Source organism: Sphingomonas sp. GW821-FHT03E12 (genome assembly GCF_059420685.1).
The window spans coordinates 26,198-44,635 of sequence record NZ_JBWKUF010000009.1 but is presented as its reverse complement, the minus strand read 5'-3'; the positions used below and the strand labels follow the sequence as shown (position 1 = coordinate 44,635).

Annotated in this window: 16 protein-coding genes; 9 read left to right on the top strand and 7 right to left on the bottom strand. The window is 66.6% G+C overall.

Features of this window, described 5'->3' with window-relative positions; genetic code table 11:
- Positions 1 to 4: 4 nt before the first annotated feature.
- Complete coding sequence (locus AC07TU_RS20185; RefSeq protein WP_495189728.1) at positions 5 to 1,081, bottom strand: HlyD family secretion protein; 1,077 nt, start codon at positions 1,079 to 1,081, stop codon at positions 5 to 7.
- Positions 1,074 to 1,517, bottom strand: coding sequence for a MarR family winged helix-turn-helix transcriptional regulator (locus AC07TU_RS20180; RefSeq protein ID WP_495189727.1), 444 nt, complete (start codon positions 1,515 to 1,517; stop codon positions 1,074 to 1,076). Before AC07TU_RS20180 ends, AC07TU_RS20185 begins: the two co-directional genes overlap by 8 nt.
- A gap of 129 nt (positions 1,518 to 1,646) precedes the next feature.
- Here AC07TU_RS20180 and AC07TU_RS20175 point away from each other — a divergent pair, with 129 nt between their 5' ends.
- A complete protein-coding gene (locus AC07TU_RS20175) occupies positions 1,647 to 2,399 on the top strand; it encodes an alpha/beta fold hydrolase (RefSeq protein ID WP_495189726.1) in 753 nt (250 codons plus the stop codon).
- Positions 2,400 to 2,461: 62 nt separating this feature from the next.
- Complete coding sequence (locus AC07TU_RS20170) at positions 2,462 to 4,291, top strand: M2 family metallopeptidase (RefSeq protein WP_495189725.1); 1,830 nt, start codon at positions 2,462 to 2,464, stop codon at positions 4,289 to 4,291.
- An 88-nt stretch (positions 4,292 to 4,379) separates the two neighbouring features.
- Here the strand turns inward: AC07TU_RS20170 and AC07TU_RS20165 are convergent, their stop codons facing one another.
- The 4 genes from AC07TU_RS20165 to AC07TU_RS20150 all read right to left on the bottom strand — a co-directional run bounded on the left by AC07TU_RS20165 (position 4,380) and on the right by AC07TU_RS20150 (position 7,403).
- Positions 4,380 to 4,931, bottom strand: coding sequence for a hypothetical protein (locus AC07TU_RS20165; RefSeq protein ID WP_495189724.1), 552 nt, complete (start codon positions 4,929 to 4,931; stop codon positions 4,380 to 4,382).
- A gap of 105 nt (positions 4,932 to 5,036) precedes the next feature.
- Complete coding sequence (locus AC07TU_RS20160) at positions 5,037 to 6,488, bottom strand: AMP nucleosidase (protein WP_495189723.1); 1,452 nt, start codon at positions 6,486 to 6,488, stop codon at positions 5,037 to 5,039.
- A gap of 102 nt (positions 6,489 to 6,590) precedes the next feature.
- Positions 6,591 to 6,830 (bottom strand): hypothetical protein, encoded by a 240-nt coding sequence (locus AC07TU_RS20155; RefSeq protein WP_495189722.1) that lies wholly within the window; start codon positions 6,828 to 6,830, stop codon positions 6,591 to 6,593.
- Positions 6,831 to 6,923: 93 nt separating this feature from the next.
- A complete protein-coding gene (locus tag AC07TU_RS20150) occupies positions 6,924 to 7,403 on the bottom strand; it encodes a peroxiredoxin (protein ID WP_495189721.1) in 480 nt (159 codons plus the stop codon).
- Positions 7,404 to 7,511: 108 nt separating this feature from the next.
- On the opposite strand from AC07TU_RS20150, the gene AC07TU_RS20145 reads away from it, so the two are divergent.
- Positions 7,512 to 8,072, top strand: a complete 561-nt coding sequence (locus AC07TU_RS20145; RefSeq protein ID WP_495189720.1) for a YqgE/AlgH family protein — start codon at positions 7,512 to 7,514, stop codon at positions 8,070 to 8,072.
- On the opposite strand, the gene AC07TU_RS20140 is transcribed toward AC07TU_RS20145, so the two are convergent.
- Positions 8,069 to 9,034, bottom strand: coding sequence for a helix-turn-helix transcriptional regulator (locus AC07TU_RS20140; protein ID WP_495189719.1), 966 nt, complete (start codon positions 9,032 to 9,034; stop codon positions 8,069 to 8,071). The two genes, AC07TU_RS20145 and AC07TU_RS20140, sit on opposite strands and share 4 nt — an antisense overlap.
- 90 nt (positions 9,035 to 9,124) lie before the next feature.
- Here AC07TU_RS20140 and AC07TU_RS20135 point away from each other — a divergent pair, with 90 nt between their 5' ends.
- From AC07TU_RS20135 to AC07TU_RS20110, 6 genes are all read left to right on the top strand, one after another.
- Entirely contained in the window at positions 9,125 to 9,703 is a 579-nt protein-coding gene (locus AC07TU_RS20135; RefSeq protein ID WP_495189718.1) for a DUF1579 domain-containing protein, read from the top strand.
- Positions 9,704 to 9,847: 144 nt separating this feature from the next.
- Entirely contained in the window at positions 9,848 to 11,254 is a 1,407-nt protein-coding gene (gene ahcY / locus AC07TU_RS20130; RefSeq protein WP_495189717.1) for an adenosylhomocysteinase, read from the top strand.
- Between the two features lie 331 nt (positions 11,255 to 11,585).
- Entirely contained in the window at positions 11,586 to 14,492 is a 2,907-nt protein-coding gene (locus AC07TU_RS20125; protein WP_495189716.1) for a TonB-dependent receptor plug domain-containing protein, read from the top strand.
- Positions 14,493 to 14,645: 153 nt separating this feature from the next.
- The gene (locus tag AC07TU_RS20120) at positions 14,646 to 16,988 is read left to right on the top strand and encodes a sensor histidine kinase (protein ID WP_495189715.1); all 2,343 of its coding nucleotides are present in this window, start codon (positions 14,646 to 14,648) and stop codon (positions 16,986 to 16,988) included.
- On the top strand, positions 16,988 to 17,431 hold the full coding sequence (gene tsaE / locus AC07TU_RS20115; protein WP_495189766.1) for a tRNA (adenosine(37)-N6)-threonylcarbamoyltransferase complex ATPase subunit type 1 TsaE: 444 nt from the start codon (positions 16,988 to 16,990) through the stop codon (positions 17,429 to 17,431). Before AC07TU_RS20120 ends, tsaE begins: the two co-directional genes overlap by 1 nt.
- Positions 17,416 to 18,393 carry an aminoglycoside phosphotransferase family protein gene (locus tag AC07TU_RS20110; protein ID WP_495189714.1) on the top strand — a complete coding sequence of 326 codons (978 nt, stop codon included), beginning with the start codon at positions 17,416 to 17,418 and terminating at the stop codon, positions 18,391 to 18,393. Before tsaE ends, AC07TU_RS20110 begins: the two co-directional genes overlap by 16 nt.
- Positions 18,394 to 18,438: the final 45 nt, after the last annotated feature.

Here is an 18,438-nt window from a genome sequence, read left to right as displayed (position 1 = left end):
GGGCTTACTTGCGGATGTCCACCGTCACGTCGGCCGAGAGGCCGGCGATGAGCTGGCGCGGGCTCTTCTCGTCGATCGCGATGCGCACCGGCACGCGCTGGGTGACCTTGACCCAGTTGCCGTTGGCGTTCTGCGCCGGAAGGACCGCGAACTCGCTGCCGGTGCCCGCGCCGATCGACGCGACATGGCCCTTGAGCTTGAGGCCCGGATAGGCGTCGAAGCTCACTTCGGCCGGTTGGCCCACGCGCATCTTGTTGAGGTCGGTTTCCTTGAAGTTCGCCTCGACCCACGAGCCGTCGGAACGGTCGCCCGCGCGGACGACGGTGACGGCGGGGAGGCCCGACATCATCATCTGCCCGACCTGAAGCCGGTCCGCCTGGCTGACGATGCCGTCGACCGGCGCGTAGCGGGCGGTGCGCGACAGATCGAGCGCGGCCTTGTCGCGCTGGGCGCGCGCGGCGGCGATGGCGGGATTGACGCCCGGAACCGCAGACCCGTCGGCAAGCTTGGAGCGTGCCTCGGCGGCGCTGGCGACCGCGCTCTGGTAGCTGGCGCGCGCCTGCTCGACCGCGTGCTGCGCCTGTTCGTAGCGGGCGCGGGTGGTGAAGCCGCGGTCCATCAGCGCCTTCTGGCGATCATAGTCTTCCTGTGCGGAGGCGATGCGGTCGCGCGCGGCCTGGATGTCGGCACCGGTGCCGGCATAGCTCGCCTGGAGCGTGCCCACCTGAACCTGCGCATTGGCGATCGCGGCGTTCGCCTGCTCGAGCGCGATGCGATACGGTTCCGGATCGATGCGGAAGAGCAGGTCACCGGCCTTGACCGGCTGGTTCTCCTTCACCGCCACCTCGACGATGCGGCCGGCGACGTCGCTGGCGACCGAGACCTTGTCCTGCTGGACATAGGCATTGTCGGTCGAGACGGAGCCGCCCGACAGTGTCCACCAGCTCCCCACCGCAGCGACCAGCAGCAGCGGCACGCCGAACATCAGGATCGGACGCAGCCAGCGGCGCTTGCGCGGGGCGGTTTCCGGGACAATCTCGATCGCCTCAGCGGTGTCGATCTTGGGATCTGCGTCAGCCATTGGCGGCCTTTCGGGTCTCATCGAGGGTGAGGTTGGCGTGGAGCACGGCGAGCGCGGCGTGCATCTGCTCGCGCTCATTGGAGGTGATGCCGGTCATCATCTCGTCGAACATCGCGTCGGCGAGCGAACGGAGCTGCGCGAGCACCGGCTGCGCCTTCTCGGTCAGATGGATGCGCCAGACGCGGCGGTCGGCCGGATCGCGGCGCCGTTCGACCAGCCCGGCTTCCTCCAGCCGGTCGATCATGCGGCCGACCGTGATCGGCTCGATCTCCAGCAGCTCGGCGAGCATGCCCTGGTTGCTGCCCTCGTGCCGCTTGAGCATCGAAAGCGTGCGCCATTGCGCGCGGGTGACGCCGATCAGGCGCGCGCGCTCGTCGAAGCGCTTGCGCATCAGGCGCGAGATGTCGCTGATCAAAAAGCCAAGTGAGTCGGTCATGACCTGCGATATAATAAGCATGCTTATATAATGCGAGGCTCACGAATTGCATTGTTCGGATTGGCGATTGCAGCTTGTGCAACCAGCGAGGGTTTCATGGTGCGGGAAAGTACGGCATGCCCCTGGGCCATGCAGACTCAGACGTTCGAAAGCTTCGACGGCACGCCAATCGCGTGGCGCGAGATGGGTGAGGGCAGGCCGGTGGTGCTGATCCACGGCTATTTCTCCGACGCCAACACCAACTGGATCAAATACGGCACCGCGGCGAAGCTGGTCGCGGCCGGGTTCCGGGTGATCATGCCCGACCTGCGCGCGCATGGTGAGAGCGCCAAGCCGCATGGGAGCGAGGCCTATCCGCCCGACGCGCTGGCCATGGATGCGGAGGCGTTCATCGCGCACCTTGGCCTCACCGATTATGATCTGGGCGGCTATTCGCTGGGCGCGCGAACCACGGTGCGCGTGCTGGCCCGCGGAATCGCACCCCGGCCGCGCCGCGTGGTGCTGTCGGGGCTGGGCGATGAGGGCGTGGTCGATACCGGACGGCGCGCGGGCTTCTTCCGCCGGGTGCTGACCAACTTCGGCAGCTTCAAGCATGGCGACAAGGAGTTCATGTCGCAGGCATTCCTCAAGACCACGGGCGGCGATCCGGTTGCATTGCTCGGTATCCTCGACACGTTCGTGGATACGCCCGAGGCCGAGGTCGCGAAATTCGACCTGCCGGTGCTCGTCGTCGGCGGCGCGGCGGACGACGAGGTGGGATCGTTCGAGGGGCTGGTCGAAATGCTGCCCGACGGCCGTTTCGTGGAGATCCCCGGCAACCACATGAGTGCAGTGACGCGCGCCGAGCTGGGCGACGCGATCGTATCATTTCTGACTGCTTGACCCGTCCCGAGGGCGGGAGCAGTGTCCGCCGCATTCACAAAACACGAGTCTTTGAGGGGCCCATGATCCGCACCGGAATTTCGACGATCGCGCTTGCCATGCTGCTGGCAGCGCCTGCCGTGGCGCAAGAGAAGGCGGCTCCCGCCGCCGGCGCCGCAACACCGGCAGCCGCCGACGCGTTCCTGAAGCAGGCCGCCAAGGAATATGACGAGTTCTCGCAGGACGATGCGCGGATCCAGTGGCTCTACGCGACCTATATCAATGACGACACGTCGGCGCTGGTGGCCAAGAGCGGGGCCAAGGGCACCGAGATGGCGGTGCGCTTCGCGCTCGAGGCGGCGAAGTACGAGAAGGTGAAGGGCCTGTCGCCCGACACCAGGCGCCAGCTCGATATCCTGCGCAGCGGTATCACGTCGCCCGCGCCGACGCGGGCGGGTGCGGCGACGGCCCTGTCCAAGCTGCAGACCGACATGCAGACCGTCTATGGCACCGGCAAGGGCACGCTGAAGGGCGAGGCGATCAACGGCAGCGACATCGAAGCGGCGATGGGGACCAACCGCAACCCCGCCGAGCTCAAGGAGATGTGGACCAGCTGGCACGACAATGTCGGCGCGCCGCAGCGGGGCGACTATCAGCGTGCGGCGGGCCTGCTCAACGAGGGTGCGCGCGAGCTGGGCTTCAAGGATGTCGGCGCGATGTGGCGGTCGAACTACGACATGCCGCCCGAAGAGTTCGCCAAGCTTACCGACAAGCTCTGGAACGAGGTGAAGCCGCTCTACGAGTCGCTCCACACCTATGTCCGCTGGAAGCTCAACGAGAAATATGGCGATGCCGTCCAGTCCAAGACCGGACCGATCCGCGCCGACCTGCTCGGCAATATGTGGGCGCAGGAATGGGGCAACATCTACGACCTCGTCGCGCCGCCGGGATCGGGTGATCTGGGCTATGACGTCACCGACCTGTTGAACGCGAAGAAATATGACGCGATCAAGATGGTGAAGACCGGCGAGGGCTTCTACTCCTCGCTGGGCCTCGCGCCGATGCCCGACACCTTCTGGAAGCGCTCCCAGTTCGTGAAGCCCGCCGACCGCGAGGTCCAGTGCCATGCCTCGGCGTGGAATCTCGACAATGTCGACGATCTGCGCATCAAGATGTGCATCAAGGTGAATGGCGACGACTTCGTCACGATCCACCATGAGCTGGGCCATAACTACTATCAGCGCGCGTACAACAAGCTGCCGCTGATCTACCGCAACGGCGCCAATGACGGCTTCCACGAGGCGATCGGTGACTTCGTCGCGCTGTCGATCACGCCGGACTATCTCGTCTCGATCGGCCTGCTCGACGCGGACAAGGTGCCGAGCGCGGACAAGGACACCGGTTTGCTGCTGCGTCAGGCGATGGACAAGGTCGCGTTCCTGCCGTTCGGCCTGCTGATCGACAAGTGGCGCTGGGGCGTGTTCTCCGGCGGGATCAAGCCGACCGGCTATCAGGGCGCATGGGATGCGCTGCGGCTGCAATATCAGGGCATCACGCCGCCGGTGGCGCGCGACGAGACCAAGTTCGATCCGGGCGCGAAATACCACATTCCGGCGAACGTGCCCTACACCCGCTACTTCCTGGCGCGGCTGCTGCAGTTCCAGTTCTACAAGGCGGCGTGCGACCAGGCGGGCTGGAAGGGGCCGCTCCACCGCTGCTCCTTCTACGGCAACAAGGAAGTCGGCACGAAGCTCGACGCGATGCTCGAAATGGGTGCGTCGAAGCCGTGGCCGGACGCGCTCGAAGCGTTCACCGGCAGCCGCGAGATGAGCGGCGCCGCGATGGTCGAGTATTTCGCGCCGCTGAAGGCGTGGCTCGACGAGCAGAACAAGGGCAAGCCGACCGGCTGGTAAGCTGCTCGACCGGTGAAACGGAAATGGCCGCCGCGGGGATGCCCGCGGCGGCCGTATTCGTTCCGGTCAGGTCCGGATCGGGCCCTGATCAGGCCTTGTCCTTGTCCTTGGCCTTTGGCTTGGCCGCGGCGGTGTCGGTAGGCCCGCCGGCGCCTTTCTTGACCGCGTAGAAGATCCCTACTGCGGCCGCGCCGATCGCGGCGACACCGCCGATCACGGAAGCGAAGAAGTTGCGGTCGCCCATCTGTTCGCGCTTCTCGGCGGCGAACTGGACCGGCGCGGATTCCTTGACGGTGTGGGCTGCCGATTGTGCCGCGGCGCTGACCTTGGCGGCCGCGGCTTGCGCTGCCGCGCGGGGCGCGCTGGGTGCGGCCTTGGGCTTGGCGGGCGCCTTGGGCTTTGCGGGGGCTGTGGCAGGCTTGCGCGCAGCGGCCTTGCGCCGGGCCGGGGGCGCCTTGTCCGCCGCAGCCTTGGCGGGGGCCTTGGCCGGGGCGGTGGTTTCCGCCTTGGGCGCGGCCGCAGGCTTTGCTGCCTTGGGCTTGGCGGCCGGTTTCTTTGCCGGTGCCTTCTTGGCGGCGGGCTTCTTTGCGGGCGCGGTCTCGGCCCCTTCAGTCGTCGGCTTGGTCGGGGCCTTGGCCATCACGATCCTCCAGTGGTTTCGTGTCTGTAACCACCGTGAAGCAAATCGGTTTCCGCGGTCAATGCGGGATGGTTACCGGAAAGGGCGGCGCGTAGCCGCCGCCGTTCACCGGAACGGCGGCTCGTTAAACGCGCGCAGCTTGCGCGAATGGAGCTTGGCGCCCTCGCGGCGGAGCTGCTCGCACGCCTCGATCCCGATCTTGAGATGCTCGGCGATCGCGCGTTCGTAGAAGCGGTTGGCCTGGCCGGGCAGCTTGAGCTCGCCATGGAGCGGCTTGTCCGAAACGCAGAGCAGCGTGCCGTAGGGGACGCGGAAGCGATAGCCCTGCGCGGCGAGCGTGGCGCTTTCCATGTCCACCCCGACCGCACGGCTGAGCGAGAAGCGCAGCGCCGAGCGCGAGAAGCGCAGCTCCCAGTTGCGATCGTCGGTGGTGACGATCGTGCCGGTACGCAGGCGGCGCTTGAGCTCCTCGCCCGACTGGCCCGACACCGTCTCGGCTGCGCGGGCAAGCGCCTGCTGCACCTCGGCGATGGCGGGGACGGGGATCTCAGGCGGAAGCACATCGTCGAGGACGTGATCGTCGCGCAGATAAGCGTGCGCCAGTACATAGTCGCCGATCCGCTGGCTGGGGCGCAGGCCGCCGCAATGGCCGATCATCATCCACGCCTCGGGCCGCAGCACCGCGAGGTGATCGGTGATCGTCTTCGCGTTCGACGGCCCGACACCGATGTTCACCAGCGTGATGCCGGTGCCGTCTTCGGCCATCAGGTGCCAGGCCGGCATCTGGTGCCGGCGCCAGGCGCCGTCGGTCAGCAGCGTTTCGGGATCGTCGCCCGCGCGGATGACGATGCCGCCGGGGCCGGAAACGCCGGTGAAGCGGCTGGCCTCTCCCGCCTCGTTCGCACCGAGCTGGGCACACGCCCAGCGAACGAATTCATCGACATAGCGATGATAGTTGGTGAACAATATGTACTGCTGGCTGTGCTCCGACGGGGTGCCGGTATAGTGGCGCAGCCGCGCGAGGCTGAAGTCGGTGCGCAGCCCGTCGAACAATGCGAGCGGGCGCGTCTGGTCGAGGCTGATCCAGGTGCCGTCGGCGATCTCGTCGCCGATATGCGCCAGCTCGGTTGCGGGGAAATGGCGGGCCAGTTCGAGCGCCGATACCTCGTCCAGCCGCAGCGCATGGCCGGGGTCGAGCACATAGGGGAAGGGGATTTCCTGCCGCCCGGGGACGGCCGAAACCTCGACGTCATAATCCTCGATCAGCAGCGTCAGCTGCTCGATCAGATATTTGGCGAACATCGCCGGCTTGGTCACGCTGATCGCATATTCGCCGGGCGTGACGAGGCGGCCGAAGCTGCGCGCTGGCGTCGGGCGGTCGCTTTCGTTGCGATAGATGACGCGGATCTCGGGATAGGCGAAGCTGCCGTCCTTGCGGCGCTCCGGATCGGGCGCGGCGCCCTTGGTGAGATAGAGGTCGAGGGCGTCCTGAAGGCGGGTGACGGACGCGGTGTAGAGCCGATCCAGTTCGGCGACGATGTTTTCTGCTGTTGTCATCTTCCACGGCTAATGCGCCAAGATGACATTAGCAAGTCCGGCAGGCGCCCGAAATGTGACGCGCGGGCCGGACCCGCGCGCCCTGCCGCTTGATTGGCCCGCTTACTTGGCCTCTTCTTTCTCGCGCAGCTTGCTGATGCCATAGGCGGCGCCCGCGACTGCGGCGGCGGCGCCCGCCGCGACCGCGGCGGTGGCTGCGGGGTGTTTCCGGGCGGTATCGATCGCGCTGTTCACTGCCTCGGTCACCGCTTCGCGGGCATCGGCGAGCGCATCCCGGGTACGGTCGAGCAACTTCTCTTCGGCTTCGATCTCAGGCACGGGCGGCGTGGTTTCTTCCATCATCACGCGTCTCCTTTCCATCGACAGAACCGCTTGCGGACGCGCCGGTTCCCCCAAAGGGGGTAGACCGTCGCGCCTGCGAAACGGTCGAACCGATCAGAGATGCTCGAGCAGATACTCGGCCGAGCTGACCTTGAACTCGCCCGGTGCCTCGACGTGCAGCTGTTCGACCACGCCGTCATTGACCAGCATCGAGAAACGCTGGCCGCGCGTGCCGAGGCCGAACTTGCTGCCGTCCATCTCCAGGCCCACCGCCTGCGCAAAGGCGCCGTTGCCATCGGCAAGCATCGTCACGTCGCCGGCATCGGCGCTCTTGCCCCATGCGCCCATCACGAACGCGTCGTTGACCGCGGTGCAGGCGATCTCGTCCACGCCCTTGGCCTTGAGCTCGGCCGCCTTCTCGACATAGCCGGGCAGGTGGCGCGCCGAGCAGGTCGGGGTGAAGGCGCCGGGGACCGAGAAGAGCGCGACCTTGCGGCCCGCGAAGAACTCGTCCGAGCTGACCTGTTCCGGGCCGTTTTCGGTGGGCTTGACGAAAATGGTGCTGGGCACGCGGTCGCCGATCTGGATGGACATGCTGAATCTCCTCTCGCACCGCGACATGCGGGCCGTGCCTCAATTGGCGCACGGCGCGGCTTTTTCAAGCGTGGCGGAGCCGATCGGCTGCCGATATGTTGAGCGGATATGGAGTCCTCAGCGTACCTTACCGGCCAGATCCTGCTCGCCTTGCCCGGGATCGGCGATCCGCGGTTCGAACGCGCCGTGATCGCTATGTGCGCGCATGACGAACATGGCGCGCTCGGCATCGGAATCGGCCAGACCGTATCGGGCCTTGGCCTGCACGAACTACTCGGACAGTTCGAGATCGATCCCGGCGAGGCACCCGATGCGCCGGTGCATTTCGGCGGGCCGGTCGAGCCGCGGCGGGGCTTCGTGCTCCACTCGCCCGATTGGGGCGGGCAGGACACGGTAGATGTCGCGGGGCGCTGGGCGCTGTCGGGGACGATCGACGTGCTCCGCGCGATCGCCGAGGGCAAGGGGCCGGCGCACTGGCTGGTCGCACTGGGCTATGCCGGCTGGGGCGAGGGACAGCTGGACGAGGAGATGACGCGTCACGGCTGGTTCAATGTGCCGGGGGCGATCGACCTGCTCTACGACGTCGATGTCTATCAGCGCTGGGAACAGGGGTTTGCGCGCGAGGGGATCGACCCGCGGCTGCTCGCGCCGGTGACGGGGACGGCCTAGCTCGCGTACCGCGCGGCCAGGGTCGCGACGGCATCCCGCATGGCGCCGCGCAGCTCGGGCGGCGCCAGCACTTCGACCTCGATGCCCAGCTTGAGCAGCTCGCGCACGGCGTGGTCGATCGTCTCGATCGGGATCGTCGCCTGCACCCAGCCATCCGCGCCGGGCGGGCAGGCGGTGCGGCGCGCCATCTCGACCGCGGCAGCGGCGAGGACGGGCAATCGTTCCATGCCCAGCGGCGTGAGGCGGAGCGTTGCGGTGCCCCGATACAGGCTTGCCTCGAACGCGCGGACGCTGGCGGTCCAGTGTGCGGCGAGGTCGAAGTCTGCGGGGCGTTCGAACGGCTCGCCGGTCAGGTCGAGTGCGCGGATCGCATCGACGCGCCAGGTGCGCGGCACCGAGCGGCCGGCCGCGACGAGGTACCAGATGCCTCCCTTGAGGACGAGGCCGAGCGGCGAAAGGATGCGCTCGGTCGTGGCGCTCCAGCTTTCATACTGCACCCGGATGCGTTCGGCGCCCCATACTGCGGCGGCGAGGCGGGGCAGGAAGGCGAGGTCGCTCGCGGTGCGATACCAGTCGATCGGATCGAGATGGAAGCGCGCGGCAACGCGCGAGGCATCGGCGCGGCGGGCGGAGGGGAGGGCGGCGAGCAGCTTGAGCCGCGCCGCCGCGGTGGATTCGCCCAGGCCCAGTTCGGCCGCGGGGCCCTCCAGCCCGGAGAGGAACAGCGACTCCGCCTCGGCCGGGGTCATGCCGGTCAGGCGCGTCGTATAGCCCTCGAGCAGCTGGAACCCGCCGTCGCGTCCGCGATCGGCATAGACCGGGACGCCCGAGGCGCTGAGGTCGTCGATGTCGCGATAGATGGTGCGCACCGATACTTCGAACTCGTCGGCCAGCGTCTGCGCGGTCATGCGGCCGCGCGCCTGTAGCAGCAGAAGGATCGAAACGAGGCGGCTCGCACGCATTTCGGTTTCATAGCAGAAATAACTGACAAAAGATGTCAGCTTTAGGGGCGCAATGTCCGGTCAGTCGCAATCGACCGGAGGCTTCACAACATGGATACCCAAACGCGCCGGGGTGCGCTTGTTCAGGCATTGGGGCTGGCCGCGGCCGGCGGGCTGCTGGCTCAGGGCTTTCGTGCCGAAGCGGCGGGGCTGGCATCGGAGGGGCCGGAATCGGATTGGGCCTGGCTTGCGGGAAGCTGGAAGGTGCGGCACCGCCGCCTCAAGTCGCGGCTGACCGGCAGCACCGAATGGCAGGAATTCGACGGCAGCTGCGTCAACTGGCCGCTGATGGGCGGCGCGGCGAATGTCGATGACAATGTGATCGCACTGCCCGCGGGCGATTATCACGGCGTCAGCGTGCGCTGCTATCATCCGGAACGGCGCCAATGGGGCATCTGGTGGATCGATTCCCGCTACGCCCGGATGGAGCCGCCGGTGTGGGGCGGGTTCCGGAACGGCATCGGCACCTTCATGGGCGAGGATAGCCATGAAGGCACGCCGGTGACGGCGATGTTCCGCTGGTCCGCGATCACCGCGACCTCGGCGCATTGGGAGCAGGCCTTTTCCACCGACGGCGGCAAGAGCTGGGAGAGCAACTGGCACATGGATTTCACCCGCATCGCAGCGTGAATCGGGCACGGCACACCGGCCAGCGTGAATGGCATATAAAGATATCTTTATGTTTCATTTGCGCTGGCGCGGCTTATTCGCTAGGGGCGCGGCGATGCCGCCGGGATTCCCGGCGCCAGGATGATTCATCACCGGAGAACCAGCGTGGCCACCGTGCTCGAAAAGACCGATTACGTCGTCAAGGACATCTCGCTCGCCGATTTCGGCCGCGCCGAGATCAACATCGCCGAAACCGAGATGCCCGGCCTGATGGCGCTGCGCACCGAATTCGGCGCGAGCAAGCCGCTCAAGGGCGCGCGCATCACCGGCTCGCTGCACATGACGATCCAGACCGCGGTGCTGATCGAGACGCTGGCCGAGCTCGGCGCCGAGATCCGCTGGGCTTCGTGCAACATCTTCTCGACCCAGGATCACGCCGCTGCTGCGATCGCCGCGGCGGGCATCCCGGTGTTCGCGATCAAGGGTGAGACGCTCGAGGAATATTGGGACTATGTCGTCCGCATCTTCGACTGGGGCACCGACACCACCTGCAACATGATCCTCGACGACGGCGGCGACGCCACGATGTTCGCGCTGTGGGGTGCGCGCGTCGAGGCGGGTGAAGCGCTGTTCACCCCGACCAACGAGGAAGAGGAAATCTTCGTCGCGACGCTGAAGCGCTTCCTCGCCGAGCGTCCGGGCTACCTCACCAAGACCGTCCAGACGATCAAGGGCGTGTCGGAAGAGACCACCACCGGCGTCCATCGCCTGTACGAGCTGGCCAAGAAGGGCAAGCTCCCGTTCCCGGCGATCAACGTCAACGACAGCGTCACCAAGTCGAAGTTCGACAACCTCTATGGCTGCAAGGAATCGCTGGTCGACGCGATCCGCCGCGGTACCGACGTGATGCTGGCCGGCAAGGTCGCCTGCGTCGCCGGCTTCGGCGATGTCGGCAAGGGTTCGGCCGCGTCGCTCCGCAACGGCGGTGCGCGCGTGCTGGTCACCGAAATCGACCCGATCTGCGCGCTGCAGGCGGCGATGGAAGGCTATGAAGTCGTGACGATGGAAGAGGCGGCGACCCGCGCCGACATCTTCTGCACCGCGACCGGCAACGCCGACGTCATCACCGTCGACCATATGCGCGCGATGAAGCCGATGGCGATCGTCTGCAACATCGGCCACTTCGACAGCGAGATCCAGATCGCCGGTCTCAACAACATGAAGTGGACCGAGGTGAAGCCGCAGGTCGACCTGGTCGAGTTCCCCGACGGCAAGCAGATCATCATCCTGTCGAAGGGCCGCCTGGTGAACCTCGGCAACGCGACCGGCCACCCGTCGTTCGTGATGTCGTCGTCCTTCACCAACCAGGTGCTGGCGCAGATCGAGCTGTGGACCAAGGCGGACGAGTACAAGAACGAAGTCTATGTCCTGCCCAAGCACCTCGACGAGAAGGTCGCGGCGCTTCACCTCGAAAAGCTGGGCGTGAAGCTGTCGAAGCTCAGCCAGCAGCAGGCCGATTACATCGGCGTGCCGGTGGAAGGTCCGTTCAAGCCGGATCACTACCGCTACTAAGGTTCGCAATGGCCGGCAAAGCCCGGCTGCCGAAACGAAAGAGGGCGCGTCCGGCAACGGGCGCGCCCTTCTTCGTGTCCGCTGTTTACGAATTGGGAAGGGGTTTTCGGCAGGTGTGATACAGGCGCAACACTCTGCCGGAAATCGGTGGCGGAGGGTTGCACGATGCAACCCGATGGGAGCATCGAAGCCCATTGAGGGAAAATCACAAAAGGGATCAGGTATGAGTTCGCTCCATTCCCGTAAGGCTGGCTACCGCCTTGCCACTTCGTTTACCGCCATCATCCTTGCCGGCGCCGCACCTGCTTTTGCGCAGGACAGCGCGCAGGACATGTCCGCGGGCCAAAGCGAAGCGCCCGAGGCCAGTGAGACGGTTGTCATCACCGGCTCGCGCATCGCGCGCCCCGAACTGTCGCTGCCGAACCCGGTTCAGGTCATTTCGGCCGAGGCGATCGAGCAGTCGGGCAAGACCAACCTGACGGACTTCCTGGTCGACAATCCGGCGCTGCTGGGGTCGCAAAGCAACATCCAGGTTGCCGGTTCGAACCTGAGCGGCGGCGCGCAGAATGTCGGCGTGAACTTCCTCAACCTGCGCAACCTCGGCACCAGCCGTACGCTGGTGCTGGTCGATGGACGGCGGCACGTCGCCGGCTATCCGGGTATTGCGGCGGTCGATATCAATACGATCCCGACCGACCTCGTCCAGAGCGTCGACGTCCTGACCGGTGGCGCATCGGCCATTTACGGCGCGGATGGCGTGAGCGGCGTGGTCAACTTCATCCTCAAGCGGGATTTCGAAGGGCTGCGTCTTCGTGCGCAGAACGGGATCTCGCAGCGTGGCGACGCGGGCTCGCGCTTTGTCGGGGTGACCGCCGGCAAGAACTTTGCCGACGGACGCGGCAACATCACCGCCACCTATGAATTCCAGGAAACCGACCGGTTCAGCCAGCGCAACCGGCTCAACTATGGAAAGACCGGGCCGAGCTACACCTTCGCGCGCAATCCGGCCGACGGCGCTCCGGGCAGCGCAGGCGATAACCCCAATGTTCCCGACCGCGTGCTGCTGACCGGCCTGCGCTGGGCGGACAGCTCGATGGGCGGCGCCATCGACTTCGGGCAGGATTTCGTGCCCGACTTCACCGGCGAGGGTGGCGTATATGATCCGGGCACCTATGTCCCCGGCACCGCGTTCACGATCGGCGGGTCGAGCACCCCGCGCGAAAGCTATTATGGCGACTTCACGCCGTATAGCCGCCGCCACATCGCACAGGTGTTCGGCCGCTACGAATTCAGCCCAGCGTTCGAAGTCTATGCCGAAGCCAAGTACGTCAAGTCGAAGGCGGTCACCCAGGCTCAGCCGAGCTATGACCTCTACACCACGCTGTTCGCGGACAATTTCTTCCTGAATCAGCGCTTTGGCGCGGCGGTCACCGGCGATGCCTGGTTCAGCCGCGACAATTTCGACTTCGGCATCCGCCAGTATGAGATGGAGCGCGAACTGTGGCGCACCGTCGTCGGCTTCAAGGGCGACCTGGGGTCGAACCTCAAATACGACGTGTCCTATGTGTTCGGTCAGTCGACCCAGCACGGCACCAACCGGAACGACCGCATCGCCGACCGTTACTATGCCGCGCTCGATGCGGTTTCGGATGGTCGCGGCGGTGTGACCTGCCGGATCAACCTGCCGGGCCAGACGACGATCAACGGCGAGAGCCTGGGCAACCCTGTCGTCTATACGGGCGCGCCCAAGAGCTTCCAGGCGGGGCAGTGCGTGCCGCTGAACATCCTGGGCAACGGCACCCCGTCGCAGGCGGCGCTGGACTTCGTCACCGTCGACCACACCAGCTGGTCGCGGATTAGCCAGCATGTCGTCTCGGCGGTGCTGTCGGGCGATACCGGTGCGTTCTTCAAGCTGCCCGGCGGAGCCGTCGGTTTCGCGGTCGGCGCCGAATATCGCAAGGAAGAGAGCCGGTTCGTCCCGTCCGCTGAATCGCAGGCCGGCCTGCTGATCGACGATTCGCAGGCATCGATCGACAGCGGCGAGTTCGACGTCAAGGAAGTGTTCGGCGAGATCAACCTGCCGATCCTGGCCGACATGCCGTTCGCGCAGAACCTCTCGATCGGCGCAGCGGTCCGCTATTCGGACTATTCGTCGGTAGGCAGCACCACGACGTGGAACGTCAGCGGCAGCTACTCGCCGATCCGCGACATCACCTTCCGCGGCACCTATTCGCAGGCGGTTCGTGCGCCGAATATCAGCGAGCTGTACGCACAGCAGAGCGGCACGTTCCAGTTCATCACGGACCCGTGCGGCATCGACCGCCTGGCGGAGGGCACGCAGTATCGCGCGACCAACTGCACGACCGCGCTGACGGCGCTGGGCATCAACCCGGCGACGTTCAACCCGGCGAACAGCCCGTTCTCGCCGCAGAACAGCAGCCTGGCGGGTATCAGTGGCGGCAACCCCAATCTGCAGGAAGAAACGGCGAAGACATGGACTGCGGGCGTCGTCCTGCGGCCAAGCTTCGTGCCGGGCCTGTCGATCACCGCCGACTGGTATGACATCCGTCTGACCCAGGCGATCAACTATTCGGACGCGCAGGACATTGTCGACCTGTGCTATGATCAGCCGACGCTCAGCAACGTCTACTGCAACTCGCTCTCGCGCAGTGGCTCGACCGGGTTCATCTCGAACTATGCGATCATTCCGCAGAATGTGGCTTCCTATGAAACCGCAGGACTGGATGTGACGCTGAACTACCGGTTCGAGCCGTTCGACAATGCCGGGACGTTCAACATCCGCTTTTCCGGTAACTATCTGAACAAGCTTCAGTTCGTTCCGGCACTGGGTGCGGACACGGAGGATCAGCTGGACGAGCCGGGCTTCGCGCGCAGTGGCACCACGCCGCTGGCACCGAAGTACAGCGCGACCTTCGACCTTGGCTGGAAGAAGGGCGGGCTCTCGCTCAACTACGGCATCAACTGGTGGACCAAGACCCGCCGGGTGACGCGTGATCAGCAGGCGGCGAACCCCGACTATATCGAGCCCGGCTACTTCTGGTTCAAGGAGCGCTGGGAGCATGAGCTGTTCGCCAGCTACAATGTCGACGAGAAGTTCGACATCTATGCCGGTGTGAACAATCTGTTCGACAGCAAGCCCGATGTCGGCGCGGTTGCGTATCCGGTCAGCGCCGTTGGCCGTTCCTTCTTCATGGGCATCAAGGCCAAGATCTTCTGAGATCTGACCGATCCTGAAAAACGGGGGCCGGAGCGCAAGTTCCGGCCCCTTTTTCGTCTCGGCCCGGCGCTTGTGCCGTTCAGTTGAGCAGTCCGGGTTTGCGGGCGCGAAAGCATGTCCTAAGAGCCGTAGGATGCAGGACGGCGGGACCCGGTGATCGAGATTTCCAATGCTGCGGCGGTTTCCGCCGGAGCGCTTGTCGCGCTGCTCGTCGCGCTGGGCTGCGGCATGCTGTTCGCCGGGCTTCGCGCCCGGGCCCGGGCGTCGTCGCTGCTCGACGCGCACCGGCGTGCGGATGCGCTTGCCGCCAGCGCGCCGGCGCAGGCGATGGTGGTGCGCGCGGACGGGCGTGTCGAGCTGAGCGACAAGCTGGCCGATCTGCTCGGCCTGGAAACGGTGCCTGCACATCTTTCCGAGATTACCGGCAACGAGGCGGTGTTCGCTCCGGCCGAGGCTGCCGCGCTCGAACAGGATATCGCGGCGGCGCAGAAGGCCGCGCGCCCCTTCCGCGCGACGGTGCGCGCACAGGGCTCGTCGCGCACCCTGCTGATGATCGGACAGCGTGCGCCCGACGCGGTGCGGGCGCCGGGCGGCGTACTGCTATGGGTGTTCGACGCGACCGAGGCGCAGGAAGAGGTGGCGCGGCTTTCCGGCAATGCCACGCGCTATCGTGAGGCCTTCGAATCGCTGACCGGCCTTATCCAGTCGGCGCCGATGCCGATGTGGTATCGCGACCGCGATCTGCGGCTGGCGATGGTCAACAATGCCTATGTCGGCGCCGTCAACGGCAAGGACGCCGAGTCGGTGGTGAAGGCGGGGATCGAGCTGGTCGATGCGTCCGCGCCCGGCGGGCCGCTCGCCAGCTCCGCCAAGGCGCGCGAAGCTGGCCGGCCGAAGATGGTGAAGCTGCCCGCGACGATCGCGGGTGCGCGGCGGATGCTGCATATCCACGACGTGCCGCTGCCCACCGGCGGGGTCGCCGGCTTTGCGGTCGACGTCGAGGAACTGGAACGCGCGCGCGCCGGGATCAAGCGCGCGGACGACGCCCAGCGCGAGATGTTCGACCGCATGTCCGCCGGCGTCGTTCAGTTCGCCGCGGACCGCAACCTGGTCTTCTGCAACCAGCCCTTCCGGCGCATGTTCGCGATGCGGAACGAGTGGCTGGCCGACAAGCCCGAGTTCGAACGTGTGCTCGAGCGGATGCGCGAGGCCAACCGCTTGCCGGTGGTTCGCGACTTCCCCGGCTGGAAGGCCGAGCGGCGCGACTGGTTCGTCGCGGATACCGCGCGCGAGGAGAATTGGACGCTGCCCGGCGGCAATCACCTGCGCGTCGTCGCCCAGCCCTTGCCCGAGGGCGGGTTGCTGCTGTTCTTCGAGGATCTGACCGAGCAGGTCCAGCTAGCCAGCGCGCGCGACACGCTGCTGCGGGTCCGCACGGCGACCTTCGACAATCTGTTCGAGGCGCTGGGCGTGTTCACCGCGGACGGGCGGCTGCAATTGTGGAATAACCGCTTCCGCCAGCTCTGGGGCTTTGACGAGGCGTTCGTCTCCAGCCATCCGCGCGTCGATGCGCTGGCGCAGAAGGCGGGCAATCTGCTCGCCAATCCGGGGCGCGCGATCCTGATGGGCGAGCTGATCCGCGCCGCCACCGTCGAACGGCAGCAGCGCGGCGCGACGATCGAGTTCAAGGACGGCCGCTATTTCGAGGTCGCGGCGGTGCCGTTGCCCGACGGGAACGCGCTGTTCACGATGCTCGACGTTTCCGACCGCCGCCGGGTGGAGAATGCGCTGCGCGAACGCAACGATGCCTTGCAGACCGCGGACCGGGTCAAGACCGCGTTCGTCGCGAACATGAGCTATGAGCTCCGCACCCCGCTCACCTCGATCCAGGGCTTCGCCGAGATGCTCCATGGCGGCTATGCGGGCGAACTCTCGGAAAGCGGCAGCGAATATACCGAAGCGATCCTGGCATCAGTCGATCGGCTCGGCGCGCTGGTCGACGACGTGCTCGACCTGACCCGCGACGATGATTCGGTGGCGCGCGGTACGGTGGATCTCGAACTGGCGGCGGGGGCTGCGGCGGAGGCGGTGGCGCCGGCGGCCCAGGCCAAGCGGATCGAGCTGGCCGTCGAGGTGCAGGGCAGCGCGGGGATCATCCAGGGCGATGCGCGACGCATCCGCCAGACGGTCGAGCATCTGCTGCGCCATGCGGTGGCGGGGACGCCCGACAAGGGGCGTGTTCTGCTGCATATCGACGGCAGTGCCGCAGGCGCGCGGATCGTCGTTTCCGACAACGGTCCCGGCATGGCGAAGAAGCTGGCCGACAAGGCGTTCGAACGCTTTGCCCAGCCGGGGATCAGCCGCGACGGCGACCGGGCCTTGGGCCTTGGCCTGCCGCTCGCCAAGCAGTTCGTCGAGGCGCACGGCGGCACGATCGAGCTGATCTCCGAGCCGGGGCAGGGGACGATGGTGATCGTGGAGCTGCCCCGCACATGATGCGGCTTGAGGACGCGGCCGCGAGCGAGGCGCTGGGTGCGCGGCTGGCCGGGCTGGCGCGGCCGGGCGACGTGATCGCGCTGTCCGGCCAGCTGGGGGCCGGCAAGACGAGCATCGCGCGCGGGCTGCTCGCGGCGCTGGGGCTGGAGGGCGAGGCACCGAGCCCGAGCTTCGCGATCGTCCAGCCCTATGCGCCGCCCGAGGTGCGTTTCCCCGTGCTGCATGTCGATCTCTACCGCATCGACGATCCGGCCGAGACGGAAGAGCTGGGGCTGGACGACGCCCGCTATGATTCGCTGCTGATCGTCGAATGGCCCGAGCGGCTGCCGGCTGCGGCATGGGCCGATGCACTGTGGCTCACCCTGACGATCGAGCCGGACGGCGCGCGCGGCTTGACAGCGCAGGTGCCCGCGTCATGGAAGGACCGATGGTTCCTGACATGAATCCGCCCGCACGGGCGCCCTATTTCCTGGACGAGCTTGGTTGGGGGGACGGCGAGATCCTGCCGCTGGCCGGCGATGCGTCGTTCCGCCGCTATTTCCGCGTGCAGGCGCCCGGGCGCAGCGCGATCCTGATGGATGCGCCGCCGCCGCAGGAAGATCCGCGCCCCTTCATCCATGTCGCCCGCTGGCTCACCGGACGCGGGTTCGCCGCGCCGCAAATCTATGGTGAGGATCTGAATACCGGGCTGGTGCTGATCGAGGATTTCGGCGACGCCCGGCTGCGCGAGACCGTCGATGCCGCGCCCGAGAGCGAACTGCGCCTCTACGAGGCCGCGATCGACGTGCTGATCCGGCTGCGCGAGCATGACGCTGCGGATGTCGGCCCCTATGACCGCGACGTCTATCAGCGCGAAGCGGCGCTGCTCACCGACTGGTACTGTCCGGCGGTGGCGCTCGATGTCGATGTGCCCGGCTATGTCGCGGCGTGGGACGCGGTGCTCGCACCTGTGCTCGGCAGCGCGCCGGTGACGGTGCTGCGCGACTATCATGCCGAGAATCTGATGCTGATCGAGGGGAGCGAGACCTTCGGCCTGCTTGATTTCCAGGACGCGCTCGCGGGCCATCCGGCCTATGACCTCGTGTCGCTGCTGCAGGATGCCCGCCGCGACGTGCATCCCGATCTCGAGGCCGCGATGCTGGATCGCTATCGCCGGATCACCAGCGCGGACGAAACCTTCTTCGACGCCTATCATGTGCTCGGCGCGCAGCGGAACGCGAAGATCATCGGCATCTTCACCCGCCTGTGGAAGCGCGACGGCAAGCCGCGCTATCCCAGCCTGTGCCCGCGCGTCTGGGGCTATCTCGAGCGTGACCTCAGGCACCCCGCGCTGGCGCCGGTTGCTGCCTGGTTCGATGCCAATATTCCCGCGCAGCTGCGCGGCGATCCGATGGTGGTGGCGTGACCGCGAAGAAGACCCTTTCCCTGCGTCCGGTGCCGGGCGCAGCGG